The sequence below is a fragment of the Thioalkalivibrio sp. ALJ12 genome (assembly GCF_000378305.1).
GTDB lineage: Bacteria > Pseudomonadota > Gammaproteobacteria > Ectothiorhodospirales > Ectothiorhodospiraceae > Thioalkalivibrio.
Map to the genome: position 1 here is coordinate 737,546 of NZ_KB899538.1, position 11,388 is coordinate 748,933.

General features: G+C 66.4%; 9 protein-coding genes and 1 tRNA gene. 2 read left to right on the forward strand and 8 right to left on the reverse strand.

From position 1 onward, the window contains the following. The first annotated feature begins 4 nt into the window (after positions 1-4). Positions 5-1,186 carry an ABC transporter permease gene (locus tag F467_RS0103545; RefSeq protein WP_018139026.1) on the forward strand — a complete coding sequence of 394 codons (1,182 nt, stop codon included), beginning with the start codon at positions 5-7 and terminating at the stop codon, positions 1,184-1,186. Here F467_RS0103545 and lnt read toward each other — a convergent pair. The 5 genes from lnt to ddaH form a co-directional block, all read right to left on the reverse strand. Next, a complete protein-coding gene (gene lnt / locus F467_RS0103550) occupies positions 1,164-2,699 on the reverse strand; it encodes an apolipoprotein N-acyltransferase (protein ID WP_018139027.1) in 1,536 nt (511 codons plus the stop codon). The two genes, F467_RS0103545 and lnt, sit on opposite strands and share 23 nt — an antisense overlap. An 86-nt stretch (positions 2,700-2,785) precedes the next feature. Further along, positions 2,786-3,196: a hypothetical protein gene (locus tag F467_RS0103555; RefSeq protein WP_018139028.1), complete on the reverse strand. Its 411-nt coding sequence runs from the start codon at positions 3,194-3,196 to the stop codon at positions 2,786-2,788. Between the two features lie 47 nt (positions 3,197-3,243). Then, positions 3,244-3,651, reverse strand: a complete 408-nt coding sequence (locus F467_RS0103560) for a hypothetical protein (RefSeq protein ID WP_018139029.1) — start codon at positions 3,649-3,651, stop codon at positions 3,244-3,246. 153 nt (positions 3,652-3,804) lie between these two features. Then, entirely contained in the window at positions 3,805-5,352 is a 1,548-nt protein-coding gene (locus F467_RS0103565; protein WP_018139030.1) for a TolC family protein, read from the reverse strand. Positions 5,353-5,619: 267 nt separating this feature from the next. Next, positions 5,620-6,621: a dimethylargininase gene (gene ddaH, locus F467_RS0103570; protein ID WP_369771743.1), complete on the reverse strand. Its 1,002-nt coding sequence runs from the start codon at positions 6,619-6,621 to the stop codon at positions 5,620-5,622. Positions 6,622-6,683: 62 nt separating this feature from the next. Here ddaH and F467_RS0103575 point away from each other — a divergent pair, with 62 nt between their 5' ends. Next, on the forward strand, positions 6,684-7,112 hold the full coding sequence (locus F467_RS0103575; protein ID WP_018139032.1) for a hypothetical protein: 429 nt from the start codon (positions 6,684-6,686) through the stop codon (positions 7,110-7,112). A gap of 175 nt (positions 7,113-7,287) precedes the next feature. Here the strand turns inward: F467_RS0103575 and F467_RS0103580 are convergent. The 3 genes from F467_RS0103580 to dnaG all read right to left on the reverse strand — a co-directional run bounded on the left by F467_RS0103580 (position 7,288) and on the right by dnaG (position 11,381). Further along, a tRNA-Ile gene (locus F467_RS0103580) sits at positions 7,288-7,364 on the reverse strand. A 106-nt stretch (positions 7,365-7,470) separates the two neighbouring features. After that, a complete protein-coding gene (rpoD, locus tag F467_RS0103585; RefSeq protein ID WP_018139033.1) occupies positions 7,471-9,381 on the reverse strand; it encodes an RNA polymerase sigma factor RpoD in 1,911 nt (636 codons plus the stop codon). Positions 9,382-9,596: 215 nt separating this feature from the next. Beyond that, on the reverse strand, positions 9,597-11,381 hold the full coding sequence (gene dnaG, locus F467_RS0103590; protein WP_018139034.1) for a DNA primase: 1,785 nt from the start codon (positions 11,379-11,381) through the stop codon (positions 9,597-9,599). Positions 11,382-11,388 lie beyond the last annotated feature (7 nt).

An 11,388-nucleotide genomic window follows, 5' to 3' on the forward strand; every position in this document is an offset into this window, starting at 1 on the left:
CCGTGTGCTGCTGGGCGAGGCCCTGCGCAACATCGCCGCGACCAAGCAGCGATCGCTGCTGGCCCTGCTGGGGATCGTGATCGGCACGGCCTCGGTGATCGCGATGCTGAATGTCGGCACGATCATGCAGAACGCGATGCTGGAGCAGTTTCGTGCCATGGGCACGAATGTGGTCAATATCCGCGAGCGCTTTCAGCGCGAAGAGGATGGCCAAGCGGTATCGCTGACTCCGGAGCTGGCGTTTGATCTGGGGCGCGAGACCGATGGCCTGCAGCGCGTGGCGCCGTTCAGTACCGGTAGCGCCCAGCTGCAAATGGGCGCGGACAATCACAACCTGCGCCTGACGGGCGCGACCGAATCGCTGCGCGACCTGCTGCGGGTGCGCCTCGCCCAGGGGCGCTGGATCTCGGATATCGATGGCGTCAGCCTGCAGGGGGTGTTCGGCGCCGAGGTGGCGCAGCGCTATGCGCGCGAGGCCGGGAGTCCGCTGGAGGTGGGCGAGCGGGTCCGTATCGGGGCGTACTATGTGACCGTCGCGGGGATCCTCGAACCCTACCCGCGGGGCGGGGGTGTCAGCCCGGTGTCACCGAACAGCACGGTGTTTCTGCCGCTGGAGGCCCTGCAGCGATTCGAGCCAGACGGGGACCTGGACGGCATCCTTGCACGGGTGCACAACGAGGTCGATCACAGTGCCCTGGGGCAGCAGATCATCGGGTGGTTTTCCGATCGTGTCCCGGGCTTGCGGGTCGAGGTCAACAGCGCCGAGCAACTGCTGGAGAACATGGAGGCGCAAAGCCGCATGTTTACCGTCATGCTCGGTGCGATCGGCAGCATCGCCCTGATCGTCGGAGGGGTGGGCATCATGAACATCATGCTGGTGTCGGTGACCGAGCGCCGTCGCGAGATCGGAATCCGTCTGGCCATCGGGGCACGCAATGCCGACATCCGCCGGCAGTTTCTGGTCGAGGCCGTGCTGCTGTGTCTGCTGGGCGGCGTGCTCGGCGCCGTGCTGGGCACCGGCGTGGCATACGGCTTCGCACACTTCACCGGCAATGCCTTTGTGGCGGCACCCGTGGCGGTCGCGCTGGGCGTCTCCGTGTCGACCCTGACCGGGGTGGCCTTCGGCTACTACCCCGCGTTGCAGGCCTCGCGGCTGGATCCGATCATCGCGTTGCGCAGCGAGTAGGCCGCGCAAACCGCCGCCATCCCCGGTAGAACCCAGCTAGTATCACCAGCACGGCCAGGCCCTGCAGGACGCGATCGCCATGGCGCTGATAGAACGGCCGGTCCGCTACGGTGTGTACATCGATGCTTCGGGTCGTGCTTTCCCAATGCGGGGTCTCGCTTCCGGGTACGACCCGGCCGGCGGCATCGAACACGGCACCACCCCCGGTGTTGTGCAGCATGATCAACGGGCTGCGGTTTTCCAGGCTGCGTGCCCGGGCGATGGCCCGATGGGTATCGGTCGCGCGTGGGGAGCCGAACCAGGCGTGATTGCTGATGTTCACGATCAGGCCGGCCTGCCCGGCCAGATTCTCCCGCACCAGATCAGCGAACAGGCTCTCGAAACAGATCGCCGGAGCGAGGGGTATGCCATCGGGGCCCGCCAGCGGCCCTGCCATCGATCCCGGGCTGAAGCGCGAGGCCTGCGGGAGCTGCGCGCGCAGCCAGGGGAGCTGCTTTTCAAAAGGCAGGTATTCCCCGAATGGCACGAGCTTGCGCTTGCGGTAGGTCCCGGACAGGCCAGAGTCGGGCTCGAACAGCAGGGCGACGTTGTGAACGACATGATCCCCGTGGCGGCGATGCTCGGTCCCGTTGACCAGTATGGGCACCCCGATCTCGTCGGTGAGATCGACGAGCGCGCGATGACCCCAGGATTCCGGCGCCGCCTGCATCGTGATCGCGGCCTCGGGCCAGATCACCAGATCCAGGTCGGGGTTGGACGCATGCAGCCGTCGAGTCATCTCGATCGCGGTCTCGATGTCGTTGTCGCGGTCGGCCGCTGGCATGTCGTCGCGCCGCGCATGGACCGGGATATTGGGCTGGACCAGCCCCAGGCGCGAGCTGTGCTCCGGCGCGGCCTGGTCCAGCGCGTCCAGGCGAAAGCTTCCGTATGCGAGCAGGGCGGCGAGCAGTAGCACCAGCAGCAGCGGTGCAGCCGGCGCGAGCGTACGACGGTGCAGCCCGGTCAGGATGCCGGCGGCGAGAAAGCCGAGCGCAGTCGCAAAAAACAGCAGTAGCGGGATGCCGCCGACATCGACCACTTGAGCGAGGCGTGGATGGGCGAGCAGGGCATAGCCGAAATGACCGGGAAGGATCTGCGGCGAGAATGACAGGATGACGGTCAGCAGACCCGCCGCAAGCAGGGTCTGAGCGGGTCGCTCCAGGCGCAGCGCCAGGAGCGAGGCCGTCGCGGCGAACGCGGCATACGGGAGCGCCTGGAACAGCGCGATCCCGAGCACGGTCAGGCCGCCCACTGCCCACGGAAGGTCCAGCCATGCCTCCATGCCCGGTACCACCCATCCCACCGATGGCAACCAGTAGCCCAGGCCGGCGAGCAGCGCGGCCGCGGCGGCCGCCCCCGGCCTAAGCCCCTGCAGCGCGAGCCCCAGCAGGCTGATGGAGAACAGAGTGAAGACCCCGGGGAGCGGCCCTTCGGCAAAACTCAGGTGAAAGAGGATCGCGGAGCCCGCCAGCAACGCACCGCGGGCGAGCGCAAACAGGGCAGTCGGCGGGGGTAGGGCCGCCGCGCGGGCGGCTTCCCCAGTCGGGGAGGTCGATCGGATCAGCGTATGCCGAGGCGGTTCGGGCAGCCGCCACCGCTATAGCGAATTTCGGTGATCTCGACCTCTCCGGAGACCACGTGAACCTCCGAGCGGTGGGAAAAATCCAGCCGCTTGGTCTCGCCGGAACGCCAGCTTTCCCGGTCACGGGCCTCCAGCGTCATGCGTTCTCGTTCCGGGTAGTCTGCGTCCATTACGGATGCGTATCCCTGCAGCTCACTGGACTCGAGCCCGCGAAAGCCGATACACCCGGTCGCGAAGCTTTGCGTAGCCAGTTGCACGCGATCGCCGCTGCGCAGGACATCGCCTTCGTTGGCCGAGCTTCCGCCCCCCGAAGCGACGGCGGGCGCGGTCGCGGTCGCGGCAATCGAGAGCAGGGCCGTGGCGACAAGAGCTTGGGTGATCTTTGGCATTCCGGATCCTGTTTCGGTGGGTTCGGTTTTGTTTTGCGCGGCCGCGGTCAGCTGACGCGCAGTCCAAGCCGGTCGGGGCAGCCGCCACCGGTATTACTGATCTCGGTGATCTCTACGGCGCCGGACAGCACACGGATCTCGGAGGTGCGAAAGTCGAAGCGCTTGGTTTCTCCTTCCCTCCAGCTCTCGCGTCCCCGTTGCTTGGTGATCGGGTCCCCTCCCCTGTAGGAGACGATCAACTGGTATCCCTGGACCTCGCTGTCGGACAGCCCGCGCAGGCCCATGCAACCCGTGGAACCGATCGCGGCCTCGACCCTTACAGAGTCCCCGGCGCGGAGCGTGTCGCCCACGCTCGCACTGGATACGCCTGAGGCCATAGCCGAGCCCGAGATGCCCGTGAGGGCGGTTACAACGCCTGCCATTAGCGCGGCGCGTCGAAGCGGCTGATCAATCATGCGGGGGTGGCCTCCGTGCGGACTGTCGAGTGGAGTGGCTCAACCTAGCACAGCAAGGTTGTAATCCCCGCGGGAATGGTTAGTTCGGCGTGAGGTGGAGCGCCCCGGGGATTGCTGTACACGGGGCGTTCGGGGGAGATGTGGGAGACCGAGTCAGCTCGTCGGCTGAGGGATCGCCAGTTCCCAGCGCTCGAGCACGACACCCATGACGCGATCCAAGTCGGTTCGGGCATTCTGGTAGTTGATGGCGGCATCCAGCAGGGATTGTTCCGCTTCGCGAAGATCGCGCTCTACGCTTTCCACCTCGAAGCCCGAGGATCGCCCCACGCCGAGTTTTTCCTGTTCGACGGCCACGGCCTGGCGCGCAAGCTCCAGCGATTGCTCCGCCAGGCGCAACTGATCCCAGCGACTCTCGAGGGCGTTCAGGTTGCGCTGCACCTCGATGCGGATGGAGGTTCGCAGCTCTTTAGTGCTCAGGCGCGCCTGGCGCTGCTCTACACGCGCCGTACCCAGGCGCTGCTGGCGAGCGGGGCGGTCGCCCCAGGGGATGCTGAGTTGCAGGCCTACCGTATGGCCGGGCGATTCCTCGAAGCCCTGCTCGATCGCGCGCGTGGTGGAAGGGGCATCGCCCCTGACCTCGACCGAGGCGGACAGGTCCAGTTGCCAGCGGTTGGCATCCTCGGCCAGCGTTCGATCGAGCGCGGCCAGTTGCTGGGTGACCAGCGACTGGCGCAGCTCCGGGCGCTGCTCCATGGCTATATCCAGCGCCTGGTCCGGGCTGGGTGCGTCAGAATGGAGCGCCTGTACGGAGCGGATATCGATGGTGTCTTCCGGCTCGACCGTCGTCCCCGGTTCCAGTCCGATCAGGCGTACCAGTTCCAGCTCGGCCTGGTCTCGGCGCTCAAGGGTCTGCTCGCGTTGCAGTTCCTGGCGCGCCAGGCTCTCGCGCGCGGGCGCCAGGTCCGCCGCGGAAAGCCGACCGCGGTCCACCAGTTCGCTGCGGGTTTCGAGGTTCTGGCGACTGCGCTCCAGGGCCAGTTCGGCCAGCTCCACACGCTGGTTCTCCAGAATCAGCGTGCGATAGGACTGGATCACCTGGGCGAGGGTGCTGGTGACCTGCGACTCCAGGACCAGCACGTTCCGTTCTTCATTCAGGTGTGCCCGCTCGACGGGGGCCCGCCCAATCTCCAGCCCGCCGCCGCGCAGTAGCGGTTGCCTGATGTCCAGCGTGACCTCAGACGTGCTGTCCTCCGTCCCATCGGGTGCGCTGGATTGCAGCACCCGCTCCACTCGCCAGTTCAGGCTGGCCTGTGCGCCTGTTGGGAGCGCCATGCTGGCTCCCGGAGCCACGCTGGCGGTCCGCGTGCGTGTGCCGTTCAAGCCGGCCGAGCGGTCTTCCCGCGCCTCGAGCGATACCGAGCTGCGGGGCTGGAACGTGCGTTCGGCCAGATCCAGGTTGGCCCGATCGAGCACGCGGCCTAGATACGCGCTGCGCAGCGACGCATTGCGAGCGATGGCCAGTTGCAGTGCATCGCGCAGCGTGAGCCTCAGTGGCCCGTCCGCCGACTGATCGCCGGAGCCGACTACCGGGGCGGGCCCCGCGACGCCGTTGCCGGATTCCGCAGGCAGGCTGCTCGCCCCGGCGCCCGTAGCCAGGAACAGCAGGCCGCCGAAGAATACAGGGTGCTTGAGCAGGCGCATGGAGGCGGCGGAGGTCGCTCTCTCGGTCGGCAGGTGAGTTTCCGGCGACCGCCCGCAAACCGTGCGCGCCATCACATACCGGCAGTATCCCAACCTTGCCGCAACCCCGTAAAGGCAGGGCAGGTTGCGCCATGATGGGTATCCAAAGGAAAGCCGCCGCAAACCGTCCGAATCGGCGCGGGTCGGCCACTTCGGCGCCATCGACAGTCGCCCGCCTGTCGCGACGGTGTCTGCTCGAACAGCCAGGTCAAGGAACGAGAGTCTTGATTATCGGCCTTGCAGCCTTCCTTTCAGGTCCAGCGTCAGGCACTTCATGCCGCCACCGGATTTCTGAAATTCGTCGATCGCCACCAGGTGCACCTCCATGCCGTGCTGCCGGTAGCGTTCGGCGAGTCCCGTGGCCCGGTCGCTGAGGACGATTCGCTCGCCATCGCTGACCGCATTGAGGCCGTAGGCCAGCGCATCGGCCTCGTTTGCCTCGATCACATTGGGCACACGATGACGTACCGCCTCCAGGCTCTCGTGGGTAAAGGCGGGCGGATAGAGCGCAACGGTTTGGCCGTCGACCACCGTGAAAGCCGTGTCGAGGTGGTAGAAGCGGGCATCGGTTAGCTGAAGGCTGACCACTTCCAGATCCAGAAATGACGCGAGCTCGGCATGCGCCGCCTGGTCACTGCGCCAGGGGTAGCCGGCGAAGAGCGTGTCGTTCCAGATCAGCGCGTCGCCTTCGCCCTCGAAATCGTGGCGGGGCTGGTAGAGCACCGTGAACCCCTGCTCGCGCAGCCAGCTTTCGAACCACCAGGTCTCGCCCTGACGCTCTGGATGCCTAAAGGTTGGCAGCGCCACCTTGTCACCCACGACAAGCGCGCCGTTAGCCGTGAAGACCATATCCGGAAACCCCTCGACGGGCGGAATCAGATGGACCTCCCAGCCAAGGGTCTGCGTATAGAGCTGATAAAGCGCCTCCCACTGCCGGGCCGCTGCGTCCGGGCACACGGGGCACTCAAGGTCCATCCAGGGGTTGATCTCATAGTGGATGGCGAAGTGTTCCGGTCGGCACATCAAAACGGATTTCGCCATCGTGGTGCTCCACTGGTGACCGGGATCGGTACGAACACGCTTTTGACTTGAAACGTGCCAGCAAGGGTGCGTCCCTTCAAGTCCCTTCGTCGAGGTGCGTGAGCGGGCGCGCAGGGTTGGGTAGAGGCCGGCCCAGCATGGCTGCGCATCCCCCACAGTGGATAGCTGCATAGCTGGCGGGGGCGTCATGGAAATCTCGCAGGCGGTCTCGTACTCTGGCCCGCCATCTGTTCAACCCCGCTGGAGACATCGTGGTCAACATCCTGAACCCGTACGCCGACGATCAGCCCGAGCCGAAGCACATCCTCCTGCGTGCTCGCAGTGGCGAGGCGGTTTCGGCCAACTTCACCTTGCAGGATCGGCGGGGCCGGGAGAGCGCGGCGGAATACCTGTTCCATCTCTATTCCACCATCAAGCAGAAGCTCGGCGAGCCGGTCCTGGATACTGCGGCTCCATCACCGGACGACCAGGCCGCCATGCAGCGCCTGATCCTGTACTCGGCCGGCGCACACGACACCATGTTCGGCACCTTTAATGCCTCCAGCACCTCCTCGGAGATGCCGGAGGAGGAGCGCAACGAGTTCGTGGAGATCTTCCTGCTGGCCTGCGCCACGGTCATCGAGGGCCAACGGATCACCGTTGACCTGCAGCGCGGCCTCGTCACCGCAGAGGCGGCCTGAGTGCAACGGCCCCGGAATGCCCCCGTGCTGCAAGCAAGGGTTCGAGTGGCGGTCCCGGTTGGGTAGAAGCCGGCCGCGTAGCGGCGCGAAGCCTGTCCTCGCGAGGCCGGAACGGCGTGCGCCGGCAGGCACGCGACTGGAATAGTCCGACCTGCCCAGCAGGAGCGCAAGCGAGTGGTGGGCCCGGTCGGACTCGAACCGACGACCAAGGGATTATGAGTCCCCTGCTCTAACCAACTGAGCTACAGGCCCGTAATCGGGGAGGGTACAAACGACTGCGGCGCCATTCTACCCGGAAAGGGAGAGATGGCGCCGCATCGGCAGGGCACAGGCTCCGGCCGTGCGGCCGGGACGCCGGTTACTCGGCGTCGGTGTAGGTGCGCAGCAGTTCGGCGCGGGTCGGGTGGCGCAGCTTGCGCAGGGCCTTGGCCTCGATCTGGCGGATGCGCTCGCGGGTGACGTCGAACTGCTTGCCGACTTCCTCGAGGGTGTGGTCGGTGTTCATGTCGATGCCGAAGCGCATGCGCAGGACCTTGGCTTCGCGCGGGGTCAGCGTGGACAGGATCTCGCGGGTGGCCTCGGACAGGCTCTCGCGCGCGGCGGAGTCTGACGGCGAGGCGACCTTTTCGTCTTCGATGAAGTCGCCCAGGTGGGAGTCTTCGTCGTCGCCGATCGGGGTCTCCATGGAGATCGGTTCCTTGGAGATCTTGAGCACCTTGCGGATCTTGTCCTCGGGCATCTCCATGCGCTCGGCCAGCTCTTCCGGCGTGGCCTCGCGGCCCATTTCCTGCAGCATCTGGCGGGAGACGCGGTTGAGCTTGTTGATGGTCTCGATCATGTGCACCGGGATGCGGATGGTCCGGGCCTGGTCCGCGATGGAGCGGGTGATGGCCTGGCGAATCCACCAGGTGGCATAGGTCGAGAACTTGTAGCCGCGGCGGTATTCGAACTTGTCCACCGCCTTCATCAGGCCGATGTTGCCTTCCTGGATCAGGTCGAGGAACTGAAGGCCGCGATTGGTGTACTTTTTGGCGATGGAGATCACCAGGCGCAGGTTGGCCTCGACCATCTCCTTCTTCGCGCGGCGAGCTTTGGCCTCGCCGATGGACATGCGGCGATTGATCTCCTTGATCTCGGAGATGTTCAGGCTGGCCTCGTGTTCGGTCTCGGCGAGCTTTTTCTGCAGGCGCACGATCTCTTCCTCGTGCTCGGCGAGGGCGGTGGTGTACTTGCCCTTGGCCTTGCAGGCCTCCTTGATCCAGCCGAGGTTGGTCTCGTTCTTCGGGAAGCTGTCGATGAACGCCTTGCGCGGCATCTGCGCCTGGTTTACGGCCAGTTCCATGATGCGGCGTTCATGGCGGCGGATCTGGTCGATGCTGCCATGCAGCTGGCTGGTCAGCTGGTCGACCATGCGCGGGACCAGCTTGAACTCCATGAAGTACTTGGCGGTGGCCTCGCGCGCGACGGCGTAGGCCTCGCGGTTGCCCTTCTCGAAGGCCTTGTGGGCCTTGGCGTGCAGCTTGCGCAGCTTCTCGAAGCGTTCGCGGGCCTCTTCCGGGTCGGGGCCGGTGTCGACCGGTTCGGCGGCCTCGTCGTCTTCCTCGGCGTCCTCCACCTCGTCGACGATGGCGTCCAGCTCGGCGCTGGCCTGTTGTTCGGCGGCGGCCGCGGCCGCCGCCTTCTGCTCGTCCTGGGCCTTCTGCGACTGTTCCGGCGTCACCAGGCCACGGGCCACGGCCTCGCCGTTGGCGTGGTCGTTCGGGTCGATGAAGGAGACCACCAGATCGGTCAGGCGGCCGTTGTTCGCGACAATCTGATCGTACTCGTGGATCAGCCGCTCGATCGCGCCCGGGTGATGGGCGAGCGCGAACAGGACCTGCATCAGGCCCTCTTCGATGCGCTTGGCGATGCGGATCTCGCCTTCTCGGGTCAGCAGCTCGACCGTGCCCATCTCGCGCATGTACATGCGCACAGGGTCGGTGGTGCGACCGAAATCGGAATCGGCCGAGGCGAGCGCGGCCACGGCGTCCTCGGCGTCTTCGTCGGCAGAGACGGAGCCATCGGACAGCAGCAGGCTGTCGGCGTCCGGGGCCTGCTCGTGCACCGCGATGCCCATGTCGTTGATCATCGCAATGATGTCTTCGACCTGGTCGGAGTCGATGATCGAGTCGGGCAGGTGGTCGTTGACCTCGGTATACGTGAGGTATCCCTGCTCCTTGCCCTTGGCAATCAGTTCCTTGAGCTGGGATTGTTGCTCTTCACGATTCATTACGGTCGTACTCCGAGGTGCCTGGGTCGCTGAATGGGTCGGATCATTCCGGGTCGCAGAAAAATCAATCCTACATTGTAGCAGAAGATTCTTATATTGCCGGGATTCTCCCGCCAAACCCTCTTCCGGGTCGCGGAAATCCCGGTAAGTACTCTGGGGGCGGAGTTTTCAATTTCAATCGCTTACGGCCTCTGGGCCGCGTGCTACGGGGGAATCTAACCGGGGTTTCTCTTCTGCAGTAGTGCACTAAGACGCGCGAGCTCCTCGCGTTGTTCCGTAGTGAGCCCGCCGTCTGCGCGAGTGAGTTCACGAATCCGCGTGCGTGCCTGCTGGAGCAGGAGCTGGCGGGCACAGTCCATGGCCACCTGTTGGGTCACCTTCGGGTCGCCATCGCCAAGTTCCCGGGCGGCCAGGGCCTGCAGGCGGTTGAAGTGGCGATCGTCGCGGAATCTTTCCAGCAGATGGGCGCTGCTACAGCCGGGACGCTCTTGCAGGGCTCCCAGCAGCTTGCCCAGCGTTTGCGCGGCGGTGCCGGGGAAGGCCGTGAGGTCGGCCAGTTCGGACTGGGACCACTCGAGCTCGGGGTGCTGCAGGATGCGCGCAAGCAGCGCCCCCCAAAGGGCGGAGGGTGTCTCCTGCGCCGCGCCCGCCGGCTCGGCGGATGGGGCATCGGGGATGTCCGCCGGTGCGGAGACGGGGCCCGTCGCGCGGGCGTTCCCGTCTTCGGCCTCGCGCAGTTGCTCGCCCAGCCGCTCCGGGCTCAGGTGGGTCTCCTGGGCGACACGCTCGACCAACTGGTCGCGGAACAGCGGGTCACGGGTGGTGGAGACCAGTTTCATCGCGGCATGCGCGAAGCGGGTGCGGCCCTCGGCGGTTTCGGTCGGGTGTTCCTCGCGCAACAGCCGCACAAGCGTCTCGGACAGGGGCAGGGCGCCGGTGAGGCGTTCCTCCCAGTCGGCGAGGCCGTCGCGCAGCACCAGGCTGTCGGGGTCGTCGCCCTCGGGCAGGAACAGCACGCGCACCTCGCGCAGGCCCTGGATCGCGGGCAGGGCCTCGGCCAGCGAGCGCCAGGCCGCGCGGCGCCCGGCGGCGTCGCCGTCGAAGCACAGGGTGATGCGCGAGACCTGGCGGAACAGGCTGTCCAGGTGGGCGCGGGTCAGGGCGGTGCCCATGCAGGCCACCGCGCGGCGAAAGCCGGCGCGCGCCAGCCCGAGCACGTCCATGTAGCCCTCGACCACCACGATGTCATCCAGCCGGGTGCCGGCCTTGCGCGCCTCGAACAGGCCGTAGATGGTCTGTCCCTTGTGGAAGACCTCGCTCTCCGGGCTGTTCAGGTACTTCGGCTCGCCGTCCTCGATCAGGCGCCCGCCGAAGCCGGTGATGCGCCCGCGCCGGTCGCGGATCGGAAACATGATGCGCGCGCGGAAGCGCTCGCGGATGCCGCCGTCGTCGCGCCGCGCGGCCAGGCCGGCTTCCACCAGCTGTTGCGGGGTGAAGCGTGGCTTGAGTGCCTCGATCAGGCCCGAGGGCGGGGCCCAGCCGATCTGGTAGTCGCGGGCGGTGGTGCCGTCGATGCCGCGGTTTTTCAGGTATTCGACTGCCTTCGGCGTCTGGCGCAGCTGCTGCACGTAGTAGTCGGCGGCCGCGTTCAGGGCCTCGTACAGCGGCGCGTGGGCCTCGCGCTTGTCGTCCGCTCCGGCCTCGCGAGGGACCTCCAGTCCGGCCTGCTCGGCCAGTTGCTCGACCGCCTCGGGGAAGCTCAGATTCTCGTACTCCATCAGGAAGCTGATGGCCGTGCCGTGCGCCCCGCAGCCGAAGCAGTGGTAGAACTGCTTTTGCGGAGAGACGTAGAACGACGGCGTCTTCTCGCCGTGGAACGGGCAGCAGGCGGCGAACTCGCGCCCGGCCTTCTTCAGGCTCACGCGGCGCTGGATCACCTCGACGATATCGCTACGTTCGAGCAACTCGTCGATGAATGCCTGGGGGATGAGACCTGCCATGGTTTCG